The following is a 20600-nucleotide window of genomic DNA, read 5'->3' on the forward strand; positions in this document are numbered from 1 at the left end:
CTACCAGGCACGCGGCCCGTTCGCCCTCCACCGCTGCGAGGGTAACGGGCCAAACTTCTTTAACGCCTTCTGATAGAAACTGACGGTCGCCCGGATGGCGCTGCCGTCGTCGAGATGCTTTTGTTCAATGTGACGTTGGGTAAGGCCGGCGTTATCCAACCGGCGGTGGCGTAAAGCCTCGCGGGTCATCGTCCCCTCCGGCGTGGAATCGTATACGCCCAGGTGTTTGCCGGCGCCGTGGAACTCCACCGAAAAGCTCGCCTCCGGCCACAAGAAATCAGGGCGCCCGGCGAACGTGCCGTCGGGCCCGAACACGTCCGCCTGCTGGTACGGCGGCGGAGCCCCCGCCTCCCACAGGGCAGTGAGGAAAAACGATTCCGGAGGGCTTTCCGAAAGCCCTTTGGCCAGTTCGGCGGCAGTGCGCGCGTTTTGAATGCCTTTGCTGTTGTGGAGTGTCACCAGTTCTGCGGGCACATCGTCGGCTTGGTGTGCCCGAATAGCCACGTCTAACGCCGCCACGCCTTCTGCCAACGAGTGAAACCGCGCCAAGTCGAGCGCCGTTCGCCCGGGTGTGGTCACCCGCACGGTGCCGAATTTCGTGTTCGTTTCGATCACGCCAGTCGTGGGGAGCGGGCGGTGGCGGATAATTGGTATTGGGCTGGGACCCGGGCCCGCCACATATAGTTCCGGTTGCGGTATTGCTCGATACTTTAACGACGGTAATCGTAGCGCGTATGCAGCGCTCCTACCAGCAATTACCGCGGAGGTAGTCTGTGAAATCCCCACGAGCTGCGCGAGCGCGAAGTCGTACAGATCCAGAGGCCGAGTGGAATACGCACCTGCCCAAACCTTGATTAAGGCACCTTTCTGGGCCAAGCGGTACGCGACCTGGCGCTGGGCTGATGAAAGCTGACGCAAAATCACGATGTCAGAGTCCCCGAAGTATTTTCCCCCTATATCCATGCCACTAGTTTAGGTTGAGCTGTGGGCCCGCGGGGCGCGGTGATATGAAAAAGACATTTTGCTAAGTCGAGTCCCGAATCTGCCCAGGTCAGTTTTCCGCCGGGAGGCCAGAATGTCTTTTTCGTATCACGGAGGGCTATTCCTTGGTTCGTTTTCGGTGGCCCCGGTGTGGAATATGAGCCTGGAGAGCGCGAACGGGCGCGCTACGCGCGCACTGACTGTCCCTTCCGGTCGTTGACGGGTAGGTGACTGAACTAATTAATGGATATCCATGTACTGACCGTGCCGGGTTGTTTTCGGGGCGCGGTGATATGAAAAAGACATTTTGCTGAATCGCGCGCCGAATATTCCCAGGTCAGTTTTTGGCTGGAAGGCCATAATGTCTTTTTCGTATCACGGAGGGTAATTACAGGCTATTTTTCAGCGTGGTAACGCGCCAAGCCACGCCCGCGTCAAGCCAATGCCCACGCCCCACCACGCTGTTTCGGTCCGGCGTCTGTAGGCGCTAAAATCTTGTAGTTACATCCGTTCTATCGAAAGGGTGCGTTATGCGCATGGGGTTTGACCCGCAGAAATATATTGATCTGCAGTCAGAGCACATTAACCAACGTCGTATCGAATTAGCGCAGGGGGTTCCGCAGGCCCCTAATATTTCAGCACCCACCGGCAAGTTGTATCTGGAGATGGGCGGTAAGCTTTTCGACGATCTCCATGCCTCCCGCGTCCTTCCGGGTTTCACGCCGGATAATAAGATCGCGATGCTGCAGAACATCGTCGATGATGTGGAGATCGTGGTCTGCCTGAATGCGAAGGATTTGACGCGCCAGAAGGTGCGCGCTGACCTGGGTATTCCTTACGAGGAGGACGTTCTGCGTTTGGTGGACGTGTTCCGGGAGCGGGGTTTCCTGGTGGACAATGTGGTGATGACGCAGCTGGAGGACGATAACTCGCAGGCGGCGCTTTTTATTAGCCGGCTGGAGAAGTTGGGGTTGAACGTCGTGAAGCATCGGGTGATTCCGGGTTATCCTTCGGAGACTGCGCGGATCATCAGCCAGGATGGGTTTGGGCTCAATGAGTCGATTCCGACGACGCGCGACGTCATCGTGGTGACCGCGCCGGGCCCGGGTTCGGGCAAGTTGGCTACGTGTTTGTCGCAGATTTACCACGACGCGCAGCAGGGTTTGCGCAGCGGTTATGCGAAGTTTGAGACGTTCCCCATCTGGAATTTGCCGCTGGAGCATCCGGTGAATTTGGCGTATGAGGCCGCGACGGCGGACTTGGATGACATCAACATCATCGACCCGTTCCACCTGCAGGCGTATGGCAAGCAGGCGACCAGCTACAACCGGGACGTCGAGGTGTTTCCGCTGCTGAAGTCCACGTTGGAGACGATTTCGGGGCAGTCGCCGTACCAGTCGCCGACGGACATGGGCGTGAACATGGCGGGCTATTGCATCACAGACGACGACGCCTGCCGACACGCCGCGAAGCAGGAAATCATCCGCCGCTACTACAAGGCGCTCGCGGAGGAGCATCGCGAGGAGCTCGACCCGGTCGTCTCGGAGCGGATTGCGCTGATTATGGCGAAGGCGGGTACGTCGACAGCTGACCGCGCGATGGTGGCGCCCGCCCTCGAGGTGGAGGAGCGCACCGGCGCGCCGGGTGCCGCGATCCAGCTGCAGGACGGCACGATTATTACGGGTAAGACGTCGGCGCTGCTCGGCTGCTCGTCGGCGATGTTGCTCAATGCGCTCAAGCACCTGGCTGGGCTTGACGACGACGTCCTCCTCCTCGATGCCGAATCCATCGAACCAATCCAGACGTTGAAGACCCAGCACCTCGGTTCGCGGAACCCGCGGCTGCACACCGATGAGGTGCTCATCGCGTTGTCGGTGTCGGCGTCGCGGTCGGAGAATGCGCGCCGGGCTTTGGAGCAGCTGTCGAACCTGAAGGGCTGCGACGTGCACACGACTACGCTGTTGGGCAGCGTGGACGAGGGCATTTTCCGCAACTTGGGTGTGCTGGTGACGTCGGAGCCGAAGTTCCAGCGTAAGGCGCTGTATCAGAAGCGGTAGCGGGCACGCTAAAGTAAAGCCCATGAGTGTGGGCAAGATTCTCCTATATTACAAATTCACCCCCATCGCCGACCCGAAGGCCATCATGCTGTGGCAGCGTGACCTGTGCGAATCGCTGGGCCTGAAAGGCCGGATCCTGATTTCGGAGCACGGCATCAACGGCACGGTCGGCGGGGAGATGGATGACTGCAAGCGCTACATCAAGAAGACGCGCGAGTACCCCGGCTTCAAGGACATCAGTTTCAAGTGGTCTGAGGGTGGGGCGGATGATTTCCCGCGGCTGTCGGTGAAGGTGCGCGACGAGATTGTGGCGTTCGGCGCTGCGGACGAGCTCAAGGTTGATGAAAATGGCGTCGTCGGGGGCGGCGTGCACCTCAAGCCGGAGGAGGTCAACAAGCTGGTTGAGGAGCGTGACGACGTCGTCTTCTTCGACGGGCGCAACGCCATGGAAGCTCAGATCGGCAAGTTCCGCAACGCCGTGGTCCCGGACGTGACCACCACTCACGACTTCATCGACGAGCTGGAATCCGGCAAGTATGACTGGATGAAGGACAAGCCGGTGGTCAGCTACTGCACGGGCGGCATCCGGTGTGAAATCCTCTCCGCCCTGATGAAGAACCGCGGCTTCGAAGAGGTCTACCAGATTGATGGCGGCATCGTCCGCTACGGCGAAAAGTTTGGCAACGAGGGCCTGTGGGATGGTTCCTTGTACGTCTTTGATAAGCGCATGCACATGGAGTTTTCCGGTGGTGACGTCAAGCAGCTGGGCCACTGCGTCCACTGTGGTGCGGGCACGAATGATTTCCACAATTGCGCCAACGAACCCGAGTGCCGCAAGCAGGTTCTCATCTGCCCGGATTGTTGGCAGAAGCCAGAACTCCACCACTGCGGCGACCCTTCCTGTAAGGCCGTTGTTGAGGCTATGGTGGAGTCATGAGCATCGTAAAAATTAACGCCCTGACCGTTCCGAACGGAGAAGCCGGCAAGCACCTCGAGGAGCGCTTCGGCGCACGCCTGCACTCCATCGACGACCAGCCCGGTTTCGAAGGTTTCCAACTCCTGCGCCCTGTCAAGGGGGATGACCGCTACTTCGTGATCACGTGGTGGAAGGATCAGGAAAGCTACGACGGCTGGGTCAACGGCGAATCGTTTGCTAAGTCCCACGGCCACACTGGCAAGGACGGCCAGCAGCGTAAGCCGGCTGCGTCGCAGTCTTCGTTGCTGGAGTTTGACGTAGTTCTGGATTCGCGCGAAGGTCAGTAAGAGCGCGGGTGGGCTGGTAGGCGTCGTGAAGCGGCGTGCTACCGGCCTAAATTTTCATGCCCGACGATGGCAATCTGGCCGACCGTGGTCATCCACAACATGGCGTGCGGGACCAGCACCCAGAAAATCCCCATCCACGGGCGCCAGCGCAGGTAGGCCTTCAGTTTGCGGACCATGATGATGGAGCAGCCGACAAGGCCTGCGATCGGGACGACGCAGCTGATGAGCGCCCACCAGATTTCCGCCGACCGGGAGCATAGCCACTCGGTTTCCCCGGCCTCGCAGTAGGGGCCGCCGGCTGCGCGGAACGCGGCGAGCGCGGCGAAGGACACGATGAACGACAGCACAATTGTCGCTGCCAGCCACCACAGCGCCTCTTTTGTGGAATGCCGGTTGCGGCGAGCCTGTTCGGCGGGGTCCATGGCGTCGGCGAGGTCGTCGACGGTGTGGGGGATGGGGGCTGGTTTGTTGGAGAAGTCGGCGTCGTCGTGGAGGTCGTTTTCGGGGTGGTCAACTTCGTCCTGGTAGGTTTTCCACCAGTCGGGGCCCTCGTAACGGTCGTCTTTGTGACTCACGGTATTAACCATAGCCCGCGGGGGTGGGGCGGTGCCCGAAACGGTGCCTTCACCCGCGGCAATGTGGGATTCGGGTGTGCCCGCGTGGGCGGCTTATTCCGGCCGCAGCGGGTACACGATTGCCGGGACGGGTGCGTGTTGCAGGAATTCGTTCGTGGTGGAGGAGATGAAGACGCGCTCCAGCGGCCCGCGCGGGTGGGAGCCGAGGCAGAGGAGGTCGTATTTTTTCCACCGGATACTGTCGACCGCATGCGCCCACCCGGTGCCTTCGCCGACTGTGGTGCTGACCTCCAGGTCGGGGAGGTCGGCGTGGACGCGGGCGCGCGCTTGGTCGAGGAGGTCGTAGGCCTGTTCGTGCCAGTCGGCGGCGAGGCGTTGTTCCAGTTCGAGGCCTGGCGTGGGGGCGCCGGTGAGGTCGGCGTTGGGGGATAGTGCGATGATGCGCAGGCTCGCACCCCAGCGGTGGGCTAGGTCGGCGGCGTAGCGCAGGGCGGGGGCTCCTTCGCTGGAGTCGTCGAGGAAGGGGTAGTTGATGCGGCGTACGCCTTTGGTGGAGAGTTGGGCGTCGCGTCCCACGAGGCCGAGGGCCGTAGGGGAGTAGTGGAGGAGGGCGTCTGCGGTGGTGCCGGCTTGGAAGTGCCCGGCGGGGGCGCTTGCACCGCTGCCGATGATCAGGAGGTGGGCGTTGAAGTCGGAGGCGGCGTCTCCGAGCAAGACGTTTTGGGAGGTCCCGTCGAGGAATACGGAGTACGTCTCATCCCAGTTGGCGCGGTCGATACCGGCTTCGGTGAGCGCTGATGCAGCTGCGTCGGCGCAGGAGCGGGCCTGTTCTTCGTGCCAGGCCCGGTAGGTTTCGCTGTATTTGCGCAGGGAGGCGGGGATCCAGCCGCGTACGACGGTGGTGGGGACGCGGATGCGCACGTCCGTGGTGCGGGCGATCCAGGAGGCCATGGCGAGGCCGTCGTGGAGTGGGTTGCCGGGTTGCCAGGCGACCAGTATTCGGGTTGGCGCGTCCGCCATGTGTTAGTTCTCTTCGTGAGCAGCCTGGTTGCCGAATGTTTCTGCGAGGGCGTTAATCATCTCGATGGCTGCGGGAGCCTTCTGGAGGAGTTCGTCGGGCAGGCTGTCGAGCATGGTGGTCAGGTACTCGGTGCGTTCTTGTCCAACACGGTTGAGTGCGGAGTTGCCTTCGTCGGTAAGCCGGACGCGGACGCCGCGGCGGTCTTCGGAGTCGCGGAGGCGTTCGACGTAGCCACGATTCTCCAGGAGGTGCAGTGCGTTGGAGGCGGTGGGCATGCGGATGCCTTCTTCGCGGGCGAGTTGGCTGATGCGCGATTCGCCGTTTTCGCGCAGGCGGGTGAGCATGGAGAGTTGCGGGCCGGTGAGCTCAGATTGTTCGGCCATGCGGAAGTACATGACGTAGAGCTTGGTCAGTGCCGGACGAATTTGTTCGGCCATTTCGGCGGCGGTGAAAGAACTTTCCTGTGACATATTTGCCATCCTATCTAATAAAAGTATTACGGCTGCTCTTGGCTGCTTATCGACGCCATCCGGCCCCACAACCACATTTTTCATATCGACCGCAAAATCACCTGTAAGGCTACCATTGTTCACCGTGAAGAGGCGCATTAGTTTCGGTGGCGAAGTCAACCACGAGTGGGAACGCCGTACCCTGCTGCGTTCGTGGAAGCAGGGGCGCGTCGCTGACGAAGATATTAAAGATGCCGACGGCATCCTCGTCGAGGCCGCGCGCTTTCACGGCAAGCCTGCGCCGGTGCCGTGCCCGGTGTGCGGATCGGATCAATTGCGTCACGTGTTGTGGATTCATGGCGAATCGTTGGGCAACAAGACGGGTACCGCGCGCAGTGTTGATGAGATTGCACGCCTCGTTTCCGAGCGTGGCCCGATTCGGGTTCACCTGGTGGAAGTGTGCCCGGCGTGCCGCTGGAATCACCTGCTTAAAGAGTTCGTGGCCACGGCAGAACCGGAATGTTCGAACGACGGTTAGTAGCGTGTCGGCCCAAGCAAGTAACCTGTCTACATACAGTACTGGTAAGTGATGAGGTCACGTAGTGTCGGAAAATAAGAAAAAGCCTGCCGCGTCCGCGTCCAAGAAATCTGCCCCGAAGAAGGGGGCCAAGAAGGATGCGAAGCCTGCGAACAAGTTCGCGCAGGTATCGTCGCGCTTCAAGCACCCGGTGGCAGCTTGGACGGCAATTATTGCGCTGCTCCTGTGCGTTGTCTTGCCCTTGGGTGGATTCCTGGTGGCGTACATCGTGGCGGATGTGCCGGAGCCGGAGGAATTGACCACGAAGCAGGTTTCCCAAATCTATGCTTCGGATTCGCAGACGGAACTGGCGCGTATCGTCCCGCCGGACGGGAACCGTCGTCAGGTTCCTTTGGAGCAGATTCCAGAAGGCGTGCAGAACGCTGTTCTGGCTGCTGAGGACCGTGAATTCTGGACCAACCCGGGCTTTTCCATCACGGGCTTCGCCCGCGCGGCTATCGGCCAGCTCACCGGCGACGCTTCTGCCGGCGGTGGCTCCACGATTACGCAGCAGTATGTGAAGAATGTGCTCGTGGGCAATGAGCATTCCATCCAGCGCAAGCTGCGCGAACTGGTGCTTTCGGCCAAGATGACCAACCAGTGGGAAAAGGAAGAAATTCTCGAGGCCTACCTCAATACCGTGTACTTTGGCCGTAACGCCTACGGTATCGAGGCCGCTGCCGACGCCTACTTTGGCATTCCTGCCAGCGAACTCACCACTGAGCAGGGCGCGGTGTTGGCTGCGTCCATTCAGCGCCCTAGCCAGCTGGACCCGTGGGTCAACCGCGAGGAAGCCGAGCAACGCTGGAACTACGTGATGGACGGCATGGTGGACATGGGCGTCCTCTCTGCGGAAGACCGCGCTAACGCCGTCTATCCAGAGACTCAAGACCCGGCCAGCTACTCCGCATACACCGAGGCCTCCGGCACTAACGGCATGATCAAGAACCAGGTCATGAAGGAACTGGAAACCATCGGCATCACCGAGGTGGACGTGACTACCCGTGGCCTGCAGATCACCACGACCATTGACCCGCAGGCGCAGGAAGCCGTGGTCAACGCTGTGCACACGCAAATGCAGGGCGAGCGTGACAACGTGCGCACCGCCGCCGTCTCCGTGGAACCGGGCACGGGTGCTGTGCGCGCCTACTACGGCGGCGAAGACGCAACGGGCTGGGATTTTGCAAACGCAGCCCTGCAGACGGGCTCCACGTTCAAGATCTTCGGCCTGGCCGCTGCACTCCAGCAGGGTATCCCGCTGACCGCCCAGTACTCCTCCGACCCGGTCATGCTGCCGGGCGGTATCCAGGTGACCAACGTCAGTGGTTCCGGTGGCGGTTACCAGAGCATCGCGGAAGCGTTGAAGCAATCGCTGAACACCTCCTTCATCCGCCTGCAGAATGACCTGGACAACACCACCCAGGACACTGCCGACATGGCGCACGCGCTGGGCATGGCGCGCACGCTGCCGGGTGTTCCGGAGACCTTGACTGAGCATGGCGAGCAGCCATACGAAGGCATCGTTTTGGGCCAGTACCAGTCCCGCCCACTCGACATGGCGATCGCGCTGGCGACCCTGACGAACGATGGCGTCTGGCACCAGCCGCACTTCGTGGAACGTGTGGAAACCGCCACCGGAGAGGTCCTCTACGAAGCGGACCACTCCCAGGGTGAGCGCCGTGTGAATAAGACGGTCGCACAGAACACCATCAACGCCATGGAACCTATCGCCGCATGGTCCGGCGGAAAGGTCCTCGCGGGCGGGCGCCCATCGGCATCCAAGACTGGTACCACACAGTTGGGAGATACCGGCTACAACCAAGACGCCTGGATGGTCGGGTCCACCCCGCAACTGGCAACCGCCGTCTGGGTGGGCACGGAGGATAACTCCCCATTGCTCACCGCATGGGGTGGCCAGATGTACGGCGCCGGCCTCCCGACCGACATCTGGAAGCAGTTCATGGACGAAGCCCACCAGGGCAAGGAAATCAAGGCATTCCCGGACGCCAACCCAGTGACCTGGGGAACCGGCACCTGGGGTGGCGGTTCGATGGCGCCGGCCTACCCGGCGTACACGGCGCCGTCGCAAAGCACTGGCACGTCGTCTGCTCCTGAACAGGCAGGGCCAGCACCTGCCCCAGCTCCTGCACCGGCACCGGCGCCCGCGCCTGCCGAGGACCTTGAGCTTGTCCCAGGCCTGACAATCCCGGGCGAGTTACTCCCGTTCTAGGAGCTACGCTGCGCCGATGAGTAATACCACCGAGACCGCGTGGCAGGACCCCACCGTGCGGGTCCAGCCCGGGCGCACGGAACCGGCCGCGGGGCCCATGATGGGCGCGCTGGGTGGACCGATGGGCCGCTTCGCAATAGTGGGTCGCCAACCTTGGTGGACGCCACTGCGCACGCTCATCTTCATTGCCCTGACCTTCCTCTCATTCGGCTACATGACCAAGGCGAATTGCCTGCAAGGCGCCGTCGGGGAGGATGGAACGGTCGGGCTGAACTGGTCCGGCAACCGCCAGTACATGTCCGCCTGCTACAACGACATCCTGCCGCTGTACAACGGGCGCGGGCTCAACATGCCGGGCAACCCCTACGCGTACTCGTGGAAAGAAGGTGACCTCACCAGGTACATGGAATACCCGGTGCTCTCCGGCCTTTTCCAGGGGGCGATGGGCGCGCTGACCCGGTGGACGTACCCGCTCATCGAGGCGCTCGGGCTGACCGTCGCGGAGGCGTCGTGGTACTTCACGCTCACGGCGCTTGTGCTTTCGGCGATGTGGGTTATCACGATCCGCTACGTCGCCGAACTTGCGGGGAATCGGGTCTGGGACACGGTCCTCGTTGCGGCATCGCCGCTGATCATTGTGCATGCCTTCACAAACTGGGACATCCCCTCGATCCTGGCGCTTGTCCTCGCGATGGTTGCCTGGCGCCGCGGACGCCCCGGCTGGGCCGGCGTGTGGATCGGCGTCGGCACAGCCCTCAAACTGTGGCCGCTGTACTTACTGGGCGCCCTGCTCATAGTTGCTTTACGACGCCACCGCTTCCCCGCATTCCTCTGGTCACTAGCGACGACCGTGGTCACCTGGGTGGCCGTCAACGCACCCATCGCGTACCTGTACCCCGACGCGTGGCGGGAATTCCTACGCCTCAACGAAGACCGCGGCGCGGAATGGACCACGATCTACGAAATCCTGGCCCGCACAACCGGCCTGCAACTCCAGCCAGAGACCATCAACACGATCTCCTTCGTTGCCTTCGCGGCCATCTGCCTGGGAGTCTTCGTACTAGGGATGAAGGCGGGGGCCGTGCCCACGGTCCCGGAACTCCTGTTCCTCATCGTTGCCGGCTTCATCCTGGTGAATAAGGTGTGGTCACCCCAGTATTCGCTGTGGCTGGTGGTCCCGGCCGTGCTCGCGCTACCCAGGTGGCGGCTGCTTCTCTCCTGGATGGTCGTGGACATGCTGGTATGGCCAGCAACCATGATCTTTATCGGTGCGGAAGCCGGCAACGGGCTGCCACCAGAACTTTTCAACCTGCTGCTCATCGTGCGTGGCGGGTTTATCGTGGCCATCGCGCTACTTATTATTGGACAGGTGTGGAACCGGGAGGCGTCGATAAGCACATCATGAGTACCGCAATGATTATCACCATGGCCAGCGTGGCCCTCGGATTCTGCTGCGTCGGCGGGGCGTTCGCGCTCTTCATGTACAGCCCGAAACGGACATGGGTGTGGGTGCTGGGAATCCTGGCTCTGATTTTGCTCACAATTGTGCCCGTCACCTTGGCTATAACTTCCGTTTTCAGCCCCGATACGGTAGCCTGAACAGGTTGCAATAATTGCAGCATCCTCCTGCCACACCTACCGATGGGTGTGGCCGAAATCCACTAACAAGACCATAGGAGGTGATGAGGCCCGTGCGTCATTACGAAATCATGATCATCCTGAACTCCGTTCAGGATCCACGCACCGCAGCCCCGTCCCTAGAGAAGTACCTCGACGTTGTCCGCAAAGAAGGCGGCAATGTAGAGAAGGTTGACGTGTGGGGCAAGCGCCGCCTGGCGTACCCCATCGACAAGCACGAAGAAGGCGTCTACATCGTTGTAGACCTCGAGTGCGAGTCTGCAACGGTCCTCGAATTCGACCGTCTGGTTAACCTCAACGACACTGTCCTACGCACCAAGGTTCTGCGCACTGACAAGTAAGAACGTGGATACTAGTAAGCACTAGGACCATCGTCACGCTCGTGAGGAATCAAGGAGAAACACCATGGCAATTGGAGACACGAACATCACGGTCGTTGGCAACGTAGTCAACGACCCCGAACTGCGGTTCACCCCACAAGGGCACGCCGTAGCGAACTTTCGGATCGCTTCCACGCCACGCCGCTTCAACCGCGATGCCGGCCAATACGAAGATGGTGAAGCTCTCTTCCTAACGTGCAACCTGTGGCGCCAGCACGCCGAAAACGTAGCCGAAACCCTTTCCAAGGGCATGCGCGTTATCGTCTACGGCCGGCTGCGCCAACGCTCCTACCAAACCCGTGAAGGGGACAACCGAACCGTCTACGAAATCGAAGTAGAAGAAGTAGGCCCCTCCCTGAAATTCGCAACCGCCCAAATTAACCGCAACCCCCGTGAAGGTGGCGGAAACTGGAGCGGTAACAGTGGCAACCAAGGTGGCGGCAACCAAGGTAACTGGGGTGGAAACTCCAACCAAGGTGGCGGCAACCAGGGCGGCAGCAACTGGGGCGGAGGAAACTCCGGCAACCAGGGCGGCCAGCAACAAGGCGGATTCGGTGGCGGCTTCGGCGGCGGTTTTGGAGGCGGCGACGCCAACAACCAAGGCGGCCAGCAGGCCCCGGACAACGATCCGTGGAACTCTGCACCACCTGCCGGTAGTGGCATGGCAGACGATGAGCCCCCGTTCTAAACGCAACAGAAACATCCAACTACAGAAAGGTTAGGGATCATGAAGCTGATCCTCACCGCTGCCGTTGACAACCTCGGAGTCGCAGGCGACATTGTCGAGGTTCGTGACGGTTACGGACGTAACTACCTGCTTCCACGCGGCCTGGCCATCGTTGCCACCCGCGGCGCAGAGAAGCAAATCGAAGGCATCCGCCGCGCACAAGAGGTTCGCGAAATCCGCGACCTCGACCACGCACAGGAAGTCAAGCTGCAGCTCCAGGGCCTGGACAACGTCCAGGTCAAGGTCCGCACCGCTGACTCCGGCAAGCTGTTCGGCTCGGTTACCGCAGGCGACATCGCAGAAGCGATCGAAGCTGCAGGTGGCCCAACCCTGGACAAGCGCATCATCGTGGTCCCACGCGGTCTGATCAAGTCGACTGGTAAGTACAACGTCGACGTCAAGCTGCACGAGAACGTGCCAGCAAACGTGAACTTTGAGGTCGTCGCAGCGTAACTTTTGACGCGTGACGGCGGGCCCGCAGACGCGGAGCCCCAACGACAACAGCACACGAACACCCCCGCACAATTCCGGAACGTGAACCGGAAGCGGGGGTGTTCGTGTCTGTGCAGCGGGTGAGTGTGGCGTGGCTGGGTGTCCGCTTTGCGACGACCCATGCATCGAACACGTGCGGGTGGGCTTAGCGTGCCCAGACAAAAGCGAAGGTCCCGGCCTCGTGGTGAGACCGGGACCTTGATGTGTTTACGCTGCTTCTAGATTAGAAAGGCAGCTTGACTGCGCCACTCTGGATAGCTGCGGCGATCGCTGCGAGAACGGTTGCAGCAATGCCGGTGCCTATCAAGATGTCCTGAGTAGTACCAATTCGATAGTTATTAGCTACGTCATTTTTATAGGACGATCCCATTGCCTTGAGATCTTCGGTGGTAATTTCCTGGCTCATGCCATGTTCTCGAGTAGACGAAGTAAACCCGCTCCCAGGTTCTAACCACTCGGAGATTCTCTTAGCTATGAGGTAGCTTTGCATGTAAGGTTCGTCAATTTCCGACGAAGTCTTCGCGTTGGCAACACCGGTGGACAGGGAGCATGCGGTAGCAACGGCGAGGACGCCGGCAATAAAACGCTTCATTGGAATCTCCTTGAGAAATGCAAATATGTTGAGTTAGGTGAATAGCGATATGTTTAAGGGCCCGCGCTTTAAGAAAAGACGAGCCCTAAAATCATTTGACGACTGCTATTAGAAAGGCAGCTTGACAGCGCCACTCTGGATGGCTGCGGCGATTGCTGCGAGAACAGTTGCAGCAATACCGGTGCCGAGCAGGATGTCGAAAGTGGTGCCGAGCTTGTAGCCGTTCAGTGCGTCATTGCGGTAAGAGGAAAGCAATGCCTTTGCGTCTTCGTCCTTGTAGTCTGAGCGCGCCAAATCCTTAAGAGATGAGGTAATACCAGCTCCTGGGTTAGCAAGATCTTGAACGCCCTTTTCGAGGATGTAAGCACCAAGCTCCACATCGTTCACATCAGACGATGTCTTCGCGTTAGCAACACCGGTGGACAGGGAGCATGCGGTGGCGACAGCAAGGACGCCGGCAACAAAACGCTTCATTGGAATCTCCTGGGAAAAACGTTGGGACAAACTGGTTACGAAATGCCAAGCCAATAAAATCGGACCAGAACTCAAAAAGGTATACCCCGCTTACCCCCTTGCAGTCCCGACTAACCACAGGTGTGTGGATAACTCACGAAACCTGTGGATAACTCCCCGTCAAGAAACCAACAAACCGTAAACGCATTCATGCAGTTCCCAGACTTTTCAGTGAACTAACACTGCGGAATCGTGAAGTCAAACGTGCTGGTAGCGGAAATAAGCAAAAGAACAACCATTCTAAAACCCTCCCCACCTGCGCAAATACAAAGCCCACCACGGTTATCCACAGTTATCCACAGGGTTCTCCACAATCGCAGTCAAGAACTTACCCCTAACACCCTGCGGTTTACCTGAAAATGTGGATAACTTCCCCGTTGTGGACCGGAGGGCGTCGATAAGCAAGAACAGGGTACGGTGGTTGGGCGTGAGCACCCCGATTGAAGATTATGCGTTCCTGTCCAATCGTCGCAGCGCTGCTTTGGTCAGTCGCGACGGGTCGATGGACTGGTTGTGCCTGCCCCGATTCGATTCACCGGCGATTTTTGCGGCGATTTTAGGTACCCCGGCGCACGGCCGCTGGCAGATCTCGATTCGGGGCGCGGAGCCCACGCAGCGTCGTTACCGCACGGGTACTTTGACGCTGGAGACGTTGTGGGAATCGGAAACTGGGGCGGCGCTCGTGACCGATGTGATGACCCCGCCCGGTTTTGCGGTTGACGTGGTCCGCCAGGTCCAGTGCCTCCGCGGCTCTGTCACGGTGGACAACGATTTCCGGCCCACCGCCGACTACGGCCTGTGGCCTATCTACCCTGAACATGACCGCACTCTTTACGTCACGGGCAACTTCGCAACCACTATCAGCCTGCAGGCGGGCGAGGAGTTGCAATGGACTATCTCCGCGACCTTCCCGGAATCAGACGAGCCGGAGGACCAGGCGGACCCGGTCAGCGCCATCGAGGCCGCCGACCGGATCTGGGGCCCGCAGGGTGCCGATGAGAAGGAAGGCATCTCGCTCCTGGTCCTCGAAGGTTTGATTCACGCCGAAACCGGTGGCATGGTGGCAGCGCCCACGGCGTCGCTGCCCGAGCTCTTCGGCGGCGGCCGCAACTGGGATTACCGGTACACGTGGCTGCGGGATTCCGCGTTCTCCATCGAGGTGCTCGTGCGCCATGGCTACATTTCGGCGGCGAAGAGGTGGCGCAAGTGGCTGCGCAAAACTCTCCAGGATCTCCCCGAGGACCTGCAGATTATGTACGGCATCGACGGGGAGATGGAACTTCCCGAGCGCGTCATCGACCACCTTCCCGGCTACGAAAACTCCGCCCCGGTCCGTGTGGGCAACGGGGCGGCGGAGCAGTACCAGGCCGACGTCGCCGGCGAGGTCATGCTCGCATTGGGCAAGCTGCGCGAGGCCGGTATTAAGGAGTCGAAGAAATCGTGGAAGATGCAGCGCAAGCTCATCGACTACGTCCTCAAGAACTGGGACCGCCGCGACCACGGCATTTGGGAAATGCGCGGCGAACTCCACTACTTCACCCACGGCCGCGTCATGATGTGGGCTGCCCTCGACCAGGCGATTCGAGCCTGCGAGGATTATGGGCTCGAGGGCGATGTTGAACTGTGGCGCGAGCGCCGGGAGATGCTTCGCGACGAAATCCTCACCCGCGGAATCGGGGAATATGGAGGGTTCGTCCAAACCTATGACGGCTCCGAGGTGGACGCGTCGCTTCTCCAGATCCCGATGACAGGTTTTGTGCCAGCCGACCACCCGGTGATGCTGAAAACGGTGGAGAAGATTGAGGACGATCTCGTCGATAAGCATGGGTTCGTCTACCGCTACCGCACCGAGGCCGGCTTCGACGGTCTGGAAGGGCATGAATACCCCTTCCTGATCTGTGCGTTCTGGCTTGTCGAGCAGTACGCGGCGAGCGGCCGTTTAGACGACGCGGAGGCCCTCTACGAGCGCCTGATCAGCGTCTCCACGGACTTGGGGCTGCTCGCGGAGGAGTATGACCCCGTCGACGGGCGCCTAGCCGGCAACTTCCCACAGGCGTTCTCGCACCTGGGCGTGGTGCGCGCGATTGATGCGATCCGGATTGCCCGTGGTGAACCGCTGAACTAGCTGCGTGTTCGAAGGTGTCCGGGGCCTGTGGCACAATGAGGGCTTAGCGTAAAACTAAGGGGTGCCCATGTCTGAAGCGATGAACAACCAAGGCTCTGACCAGGAAGAACCGGTCGTAGCCAGCTTTGACGACGATTCCGTTCCCCCGCCCGAAGAACCCGACTACCCGGAAGATTTCGGGCCGGCCCAGCCAGCCCGCGAATACGGCGGGCGCAGCGACTACTCGAATCGCCGCGGCCGGGGCCGCCGCGATGGTGGGGAGAATTCCGGCGGGTTCCGTCAGCCGCCGCACGACTCGGAAGCCGAGCGTGGCGTTTTGGGCGCGGTCATGCTCAGCTCCAACGTCCTGCTGGACATCGTGGAGATCCTACGCCCGGACGATTTCTACCACCCGGCGCATGAGCTGATTTACCGCACAATCATCGACCTGTTCTCCGAATCCAAGGAGATTGACCCGCTGATCATCAGCGGACGCCTCGACCGCAACAACGAGCTGGAGCGCGTGGGCGGTGCCCCGTACCTGCACACGCTCATGTCCGCCGTACCGACGGCAGCGAATGCCCGCTACTACGCGGAAATCGTGCAGGAAAAGGCGATCTTGCGCAAGCTTGTCGACGCCGGCACGCGCGTCGTCCAGCTCGGCTACGAAGGTGCCGACGGCGCGGAAGTCGACACGGTTGTGGACATGGCCCAGCAGGAAGTGTTCGCGGTGGGCAACGAGCAGGCCAGCGAGGATTACGAAGTCCTGGCCGATCTGTTGCAGCCCACGATCGATGAAATTGACCTCATCACAGCGCAGGGCGGCCTGGCGCAGGGCGTGCCGACTGGTTTCATCGACCTGGATAACCTGACCAACGGCCTGCACGGCGGCCAGATGATTATTGTGGCGGCTCGTCCTGGTGTGGGTAAGTCCACGTTGGCCTTGGACTTTGCGCGTTCGTGTTCGATTAAGCACGGCAAGACGTCGGCGATCTTTTCGCTAGAAATGTCGAAGTCGGAGATTGTGATGCGCCTGCTTTCCGCGGAGACGGAGATCAAACTCTCAGACATGCGTTCCGGCCGCATGGACGACGTGGCCTGGGAGAAGTTGGCCAGCCGCGCCGGTGAGATCGCGGACGCGCCCCTCTACATCGACGACTCCGCCTCGATGACCATGATGGATATCCGGTCTAAGGCCCGCAAGCTGAAGCAGAAGCATGATCTTTCGCTCATCGTCGTGGACTACCTGCAGCTGATGAGTTCGGGCAAGAAGGTGGAGTCCCGCCAGCAAGAGGTTTCCGAGTTCTCCCGTTCGCTGAAGCTCCTGGCTAAGGAGCTGGACGTCCCGCTCGTGGCGATTTCGCAGCTGAACCGTGGCCCGGAGTCCCGTACGGACAAGCGCCCCCAGCTTTCCGACCTCCGCGAGTCCGGCTCCCTCGAACAGGACGCCGACATGGTCATGCTCCTCTACCGCCCCGACTCTCAGGACAAGGACGACGAGCGCGCCGGCGAGGCCGACATCATCCTGGCGAAGCACCGCGGCGGCCCCATCGACACGGTTTCCGTCGCCCACCAGCTGCATTACTCCCGCTTCGTGGATATGGCGCGCGGTTAAAATCCTTGCTTATCGACGTCCTCCGGCCCTAAACCTTCGGCTGATAAGTAGCGCCTAACTGAGTGCAAACTTTGTTAAGTAATCCTTACCAACGGTGAAAACCCCTGGTCAAAGCGTTACTATAGGTGCTACCAGCAATCGAGGACCTAGCTAAGGAGAACGCCATGGACCGCACTTTTGACCCATATACTGCACATCTATCTGAATCCGTGGCTGCCGAGCGCACTCCGGAACTCACCGTACTCACCGTCCCGCGTGACCTCAACGACTTCGTCGAAGAAGAGCGCCACGGCTGGCGCGGAATGCTGCACAACCTGTTCGCAGCGTAACCAGGCAGACACAGAAGAACCCGCTGACCCAGTGTTGGGTGAGCGGGTTGCCGTATTTCTAGGCCTGTGAGCCTGCTGGCTTGCCCGAGCCGTGCATATTTATCGGTCATCCTTAATAAGCCAGGTCGCGAAAAATTTAACCGCATCCGCGACCTGGCAAGTTAAGTGTGCGCGATAATTATTCACCGCCGCCTACCCCGCGAACGCGGACGTGAACCCGCGAAGGCGCAGCGAGTTCAGAACTACGAACACGGACGAGAACGACATGGCCACGCCCGCGAACATGGGGTTCAGTAACCCAAGGGCGGCGACTGGGATGAGCGCGACGTTGTAGATGAACGCCCAGAACAGGTTGCCGCGGATGGTTCCCAGTGTGCGCCGGGAGAGGCGGATGGCGTCGGCTGCGGAGCGCAGTTCGTTGTTCATGATTGTGATGTCGGAGGCTTCGATGGCGACGTCCGAACCTGCGCCCATTGCCAGGCCAAGGTCCGCGGTGGCTAGCGCGGCCGCGTCGTTGACGCCGTCGCCGACCATCGCCACGTTCTTTCCGGCTTCTTGCAGGCGGGCAACGTGGTCTACTTTTTCGTCCGGCATGACGCCCGCGATGACGTGATCGATCCCCACGGCGGCGGCTACCGCCTTGGCGGCGCCTTCGTTGTCGCCGGTCAGGAGTACGGGCTCCAGGCCGAGGCCGCGCAAGGCAGCGACTGCTTCGGCGGAGCTTTCCTTGGGCGTGTCGGCAACGACCACCAGGCCAGCGAAGACGTCGTCGTAGAGCACTGCAACCGGCGTCCTGCCCGCTTCCTGCGCTGCCAGTACCTCCGCCCACGCTGCAGGCGGGACGGCGGATTCGGTCGGCCGGACCACGGAAACCACCACGCCGTCGACGCGGGCGCGCACACCGTTGCCGGCGGTGGATTCGAAATCGGTCGCATCTGGGACCGTGAGCCCACGCGCTGCGGCGCCGGCGACGATGGCTTCGGCAATCGGGTGCTCGGAACCGGCCTCGACTGCGGCAGCACGCGCGAGGAGTTCACCGGAGGTGGCGTCGATAAGCTGCATGTTGCCGGTGGTGACGGTGCCGGTCTTGTCCAGGACGACGGTGTCAGCTTTCTGCGTCTGTTCAAGGATTTCCGGGCCCTTGATGATCAGCCCCATCTGCGCGCCGCGGCCGGTGCCCACGAGGAGCGCCATCGGTGTTGCGAGGCCGAGCGCGCACGGGCATGCGATGATCAGGACGGCGACCGCGGCGGCGAATGCGTCGGCACGTCCGGAGCCGGCGGCCAGGTGCCACACGAGCGTGACCACGGAAATCGCGATGACTGCGGGGACGAAAATCTGCGAGATCTTGTCCACAAGCCGTTGCACGGGCGCTTTCTTTGCTTGCGCGTCGGTGACCAGGCGCCCGAGCGCGGCGAGCGTGGAGTCTTCGCCCACGCGCGTGACCTCGACGAGCAAACGTCCCGACGTGTTCAGCGTGGCGCCAGTCACCGCCGACCCTTCCGTGACCTCGACAGGCACGGATTCCCCGGTGAGCATGGATTCGTCAACGGCGGAGGTGCCGTCCACGACCGTGCCGTCGGCGGGGATTTTTTCACCCGGGCGCACCAACAGGATGTCTCCGACCGTGAGCTTATCGACGTCCACCCGCACCACAGCGCCGTCCTTCACAACAGCGGCGTCCTTGGCACCCATGTCCAGCAGGGTGCGCAGTGCCTGCGAAGACTGGCCTTTCGCGCGGGTTTCGAACCAGCGCCCGAGCAGCAGGAACGTGATGACGACGGCCACGGATTCCAGGTAGATTTCATCCATGCCGGATTCGGCGTGTGCGGTCAGCGACATGTGCATGACCATGCCCGGTTCACCGGCGTTACCAAAGAAGAGCGCCCAGATGCTCCACGCGAACGCTGCCGTGGTGCCTAAGGAAATCAGGGTGTCCATGGTGAAGCTGAACTGGCGCAGGTTTTTTATGGTCGCGCGGTGGAACGGTAGCCCGCCGTAGAAGTAGATGGGCCCCGTCAGAGCGAATGCGAGCCACTGCCAGTACGTGAACTGGAGGGCCGGGAACATGGAAAGCAGGAACACTGGGACGGCCAGCACGGCGGAAATGATGAGGCGTTTCTTGAGGTCTTCGGCGTGAGCGTCGCGGGCCGCCGAGGTTTTGTCGGTGGCGGGTTCGTCACCGGTCCCTTCTTCAGAGGTGCTGTCAAGCGTGAACGCCCCGTAACCGGTCTTTTCGATGACCGCGACGAGGTCTTCCGGCGACACCTGGCTGGGGTCGTAGGTGACGTCGGCGGTTTCGGTGGCGAAGTTCACTGTCGCATTAACACCGTCCAGCTTGTTGAGCTTGCGTTCGACGCGCGCGGAGCAGGACGTGCAGGTCATGCCCGTCACTCCGAGGTCGATGCGTGCTTGGGGGAGGAGCTGCGGTGTATCCATGACCCCGAAAATATACCCCTGGGGGGTATTTGTCAAGGGGTTTTGCAGCGTTGGAATAATGCGGACGCCACTACCGTTATGGTAGACCGAAAGCCCCCAACAAAATTTAAGGAGCACACATGGCAACCGTAGATATCACTGAGGACACCTTCCAGGAGACCGTCAGCGCCGAGGGCATCGTGCTCGTCGACGCATGGGCATCTTGGTGCGGCCCATGCCGCGCATTCGCGCCTACCTATGAGGCCGAGTCCGAGAAGCATGACGACGTCACCTTCGCCAAGCTCGACACCGAGGCCAACCAGGCGCTCGCCGCGGCCCTGGAAATCCAGGCGATCCCAACGCTCATGGCATTCCGCGACGGCATCATGGTCTACCGCGACGCTGGCGCCCTGCCGCCAGCAGCCCTGGAAGACCTGGTCAAGCAGGTCAAGGGCCTGGACATGGATGAAGTTCGCCGCCAGGTCGCAGAGCAGAACGCGCAGTCTGAAAGCTAAAGCTTCAGCAGCGTTTGCGCCCGTCGCCACCGCGTGGTGGCGCCGGGCGCTTTGTCGTATCAGCCTGTATCAGGCTGTGCCAGCACATTCTCCCTGCACGTTCCTGGGAGCGCCAGTAGAATGG

Annotated in this window: 21 protein-coding genes; 14 read left to right on the top strand and 7 right to left on the bottom strand. The window is 61.0% G+C overall.

What is annotated here, in order from left to right; all coding sequences use genetic code 11:
- On the bottom strand, window positions 1-963 hold the full coding sequence (locus ATK06_RS03885) for a hypothetical protein (protein ID WP_098388873.1): 963 nt from the start codon (window positions 961-963) through the stop codon (window positions 1-3).
- A 548-nt stretch (window positions 964-1511) separates the two neighbouring features.
- Here ATK06_RS03885 and ATK06_RS03890 point away from each other — a divergent pair.
- The 3 genes from ATK06_RS03890 to ATK06_RS03900 are packed head-to-tail and all read left to right on the top strand — an operon-like array spanning window position 1512 to window position 4301.
- The gene (locus tag ATK06_RS03890; protein ID WP_048381810.1) at window positions 1512-3038 is read left to right on the top strand and encodes a DUF1846 domain-containing protein; all 1527 of its coding nucleotides are present in this window, start codon (window positions 1512-1514) and stop codon (window positions 3036-3038) included.
- 22 nt (window positions 3039-3060) lie between these two features.
- On the top strand, window positions 3061-3975 hold the full coding sequence (trhO, locus tag ATK06_RS03895; protein ID WP_048381808.1) for an oxygen-dependent tRNA uridine(34) hydroxylase TrhO: 915 nt from the start codon (window positions 3061-3063) through the stop codon (window positions 3973-3975).
- Window positions 3972-4301 carry an antibiotic biosynthesis monooxygenase family protein gene (locus ATK06_RS03900; RefSeq protein ID WP_048381806.1) on the top strand — a complete coding sequence of 110 codons (330 nt, stop codon included), beginning with the start codon at window positions 3972-3974 and terminating at the stop codon, window positions 4299-4301. Before trhO ends, ATK06_RS03900 begins: the two co-directional genes overlap by 4 nt.
- A 38-nt stretch (window positions 4302-4339) precedes the next feature.
- Here ATK06_RS03900 and ATK06_RS03905 read toward each other — a convergent pair whose 3' ends face one another.
- The 3 genes from ATK06_RS03905 to ATK06_RS03915 form a co-directional block, all read right to left on the bottom strand.
- Window positions 4340-4876, bottom strand: coding sequence for a DUF3618 domain-containing protein (locus ATK06_RS03905; protein WP_048382016.1), 537 nt, complete (start codon window positions 4874-4876; stop codon window positions 4340-4342).
- A 93-nt stretch (window positions 4877-4969) separates the two neighbouring features.
- Window positions 4970-5896: a universal stress protein gene (locus ATK06_RS03910; RefSeq protein WP_098388874.1), complete on the bottom strand. Its 927-nt coding sequence runs from the start codon at window positions 5894-5896 to the stop codon at window positions 4970-4972.
- Window positions 5897-5899: 3 nt separating this feature from the next.
- Window positions 5900-6367, bottom strand: a complete 468-nt coding sequence (locus tag ATK06_RS03915; RefSeq protein ID WP_048381802.1) for a MarR family winged helix-turn-helix transcriptional regulator — start codon at window positions 6365-6367, stop codon at window positions 5900-5902.
- Window positions 6368-6491: 124 nt separating this feature from the next.
- Between ATK06_RS03915 and ATK06_RS03920 the strand changes: the two genes are divergently transcribed.
- From ATK06_RS03920 to rplI, 7 genes are all read left to right on the top strand, one after another.
- The gene (locus ATK06_RS03920) at window positions 6492-6884 is read left to right on the top strand and encodes a DUF5318 family protein (RefSeq protein ID WP_053072934.1); all 393 of its coding nucleotides are present in this window, start codon (window positions 6492-6494) and stop codon (window positions 6882-6884) included.
- Window positions 6885-6948: 64 nt separating this feature from the next.
- Window positions 6949-9153 carry a transglycosylase domain-containing protein gene (locus ATK06_RS03925; RefSeq protein ID WP_098388875.1) on the top strand — a complete coding sequence of 735 codons (2205 nt, stop codon included), beginning with the start codon at window positions 6949-6951 and terminating at the stop codon, window positions 9151-9153.
- Window positions 9154-9169: 16 nt separating this feature from the next.
- Window positions 9170-10558: a glycosyltransferase family 87 protein gene (locus ATK06_RS03930; protein ID WP_048381800.1), complete on the top strand. Its 1389-nt coding sequence runs from the start codon at window positions 9170-9172 to the stop codon at window positions 10556-10558.
- Window positions 10555-10752, top strand: a complete 198-nt coding sequence (locus tag ATK06_RS03935) for a hypothetical protein (protein WP_048381798.1) — start codon at window positions 10555-10557, stop codon at window positions 10750-10752. Before ATK06_RS03930 ends, ATK06_RS03935 begins: the two co-directional genes overlap by 4 nt.
- Before the next feature lie 83 nt (window positions 10753-10835).
- Window positions 10836-11132, top strand: a complete 297-nt coding sequence (rpsF, locus tag ATK06_RS03940) for a 30S ribosomal protein S6 (protein ID WP_083986213.1) — start codon at window positions 10836-10838, stop codon at window positions 11130-11132.
- Between the two features lie 64 nt (window positions 11133-11196).
- Window positions 11197-11859: a single-stranded DNA-binding protein gene (locus ATK06_RS03945; protein WP_098388876.1), complete on the top strand. Its 663-nt coding sequence runs from the start codon at window positions 11197-11199 to the stop codon at window positions 11857-11859.
- A gap of 39 nt (window positions 11860-11898) precedes the next feature.
- The gene (gene rplI / locus ATK06_RS03950) at window positions 11899-12351 is read left to right on the top strand and encodes a 50S ribosomal protein L9 (RefSeq protein ID WP_048381795.1); all 453 of its coding nucleotides are present in this window, start codon (window positions 11899-11901) and stop codon (window positions 12349-12351) included.
- 262 nt (window positions 12352-12613) lie between these two features.
- Here rplI and ATK06_RS03955 read toward each other — a convergent pair whose 3' ends face one another.
- Window positions 12614-12982, bottom strand: a complete 369-nt coding sequence (locus ATK06_RS03955; protein ID WP_048381794.1) for a hypothetical protein — start codon at window positions 12980-12982, stop codon at window positions 12614-12616.
- 108 nt (window positions 12983-13090) lie between these two features.
- Window positions 13091-13456 (bottom strand): hypothetical protein, encoded by a 366-nt coding sequence (locus ATK06_RS03960; RefSeq protein WP_053072913.1) that lies wholly within the window; start codon window positions 13454-13456, stop codon window positions 13091-13093.
- Between the two features lie 418 nt (window positions 13457-13874).
- On the opposite strand from ATK06_RS03960, the gene ATK06_RS03965 reads away from it, so the two are divergent.
- From ATK06_RS03965 to ATK06_RS11195, 3 genes are all read left to right on the top strand, one after another.
- On the top strand, window positions 13875-15620 hold the full coding sequence (locus ATK06_RS03965) for a glycoside hydrolase family 15 protein (protein ID WP_282957062.1): 1746 nt from the start codon (window positions 13875-13877) through the stop codon (window positions 15618-15620).
- 67 nt (window positions 15621-15687) lie between these two features.
- The gene (dnaB, locus tag ATK06_RS03970; protein WP_231913562.1) at window positions 15688-17214 is read left to right on the top strand and encodes a replicative DNA helicase; all 1527 of its coding nucleotides are present in this window, start codon (window positions 15688-15690) and stop codon (window positions 17212-17214) included.
- Between the two features lie 164 nt (window positions 17215-17378).
- Complete coding sequence (locus ATK06_RS11195) at window positions 17379-17543, top strand: hypothetical protein (protein ID WP_161796019.1); 165 nt, start codon at window positions 17379-17381, stop codon at window positions 17541-17543.
- Between the two features lie 192 nt (window positions 17544-17735).
- On the opposite strand, the gene ATK06_RS03975 is transcribed toward ATK06_RS11195, so the two are convergent.
- A complete protein-coding gene (locus ATK06_RS03975; protein ID WP_098388878.1) occupies window positions 17736-19982 on the bottom strand; it encodes a heavy metal translocating P-type ATPase in 2247 nt (748 codons plus the stop codon).
- A 119-nt stretch (window positions 19983-20101) separates the two neighbouring features.
- Here ATK06_RS03975 and trxA point away from each other — a divergent pair, with 119 nt between their 5' ends.
- Complete coding sequence (gene trxA, locus ATK06_RS03980; RefSeq protein ID WP_048381793.1) at window positions 20102-20476, top strand: thioredoxin; 375 nt, start codon at window positions 20102-20104, stop codon at window positions 20474-20476.
- Window positions 20477-20600: the final 124 nt, after the last annotated feature.

Source organism: Corynebacterium renale (assembly GCF_002563965.1).
In the GTDB taxonomy this organism is placed as follows: Bacteria; Actinomycetota; Actinomycetes; order Mycobacteriales; family Mycobacteriaceae; genus Corynebacterium; species Corynebacterium renale.

Coding starts and splice junctions, on each gene's coding strand:
- ATK06_RS03945 (WP_098388876.1), top strand. CDS start 11,197: ATGGCAATTGGAGACACGAACATCACGGTCGTTGGCAACGTAGTCAAC.
- trxA (WP_048381793.1), top strand. CDS start 20,102: ATGGCAACCGTAGATATCACTGAGGACACCTTCCAGGAGACCGTCAGC.
- ATK06_RS03930 (WP_048381800.1), top strand. CDS start 9,170: ATGAGTAATACCACCGAGACCGCGTGGCAGGACCCCACCGTGCGGGTC.
- dnaB (WP_231913562.1), top strand. CDS start 15,688: ATGTCTGAAGCGATGAACAACCAAGGCTCTGACCAGGAAGAACCGGTC.
- ATK06_RS03960 (WP_053072913.1), bottom strand. CDS start 13,456: ATGAAGCGTTTTGTTGCCGGCGTCCTTGCTGTCGCCACCGCATGCTCC.
- ATK06_RS03900 (WP_048381806.1), top strand. CDS start 3,972: ATGAGCATCGTAAAAATTAACGCCCTGACCGTTCCGAACGGAGAAGCC.
- rplI (WP_048381795.1), top strand. CDS start 11,899: ATGAAGCTGATCCTCACCGCTGCCGTTGACAACCTCGGAGTCGCAGGC.
- ATK06_RS03890 (WP_048381810.1), top strand. CDS start 1,512: ATGCGCATGGGGTTTGACCCGCAGAAATATATTGATCTGCAGTCAGAG.
- trhO (WP_048381808.1), top strand. CDS start 3,061: ATGAGTGTGGGCAAGATTCTCCTATATTACAAATTCACCCCCATCGCC.
- ATK06_RS03955 (WP_048381794.1), bottom strand. CDS start 12,982: ATGAAGCGTTTTATTGCCGGCGTCCTCGCCGTTGCTACCGCATGCTCC.
- ATK06_RS03975 (WP_098388878.1), bottom strand. CDS start 19,982: ATGGATACACCGCAGCTCCTCCCCCAAGCACGCATCGACCTCGGAGTG.
- ATK06_RS03915 (WP_048381802.1), bottom strand. CDS start 6,367: ATGTCACAGGAAAGTTCTTTCACCGCCGCCGAAATGGCCGAACAAATT.
- ATK06_RS03935 (WP_048381798.1), top strand. CDS start 10,555: ATGAGTACCGCAATGATTATCACCATGGCCAGCGTGGCCCTCGGATTC.
- ATK06_RS03910 (WP_098388874.1), bottom strand. CDS start 5,896: ATGGCGGACGCGCCAACCCGAATACTGGTCGCCTGGCAACCCGGCAAC.
- ATK06_RS11195 (WP_161796019.1), top strand. CDS start 17,379: ATGGACCGCACTTTTGACCCATATACTGCACATCTATCTGAATCCGTG.
- rpsF (WP_083986213.1), top strand. CDS start 10,836: ATGAGGCCCGTGCGTCATTACGAAATCATGATCATCCTGAACTCCGTT.
- ATK06_RS03885 (WP_098388873.1), bottom strand. CDS start 963: ATGGATATAGGGGGAAAATACTTCGGGGACTCTGACATCGTGATTTTG.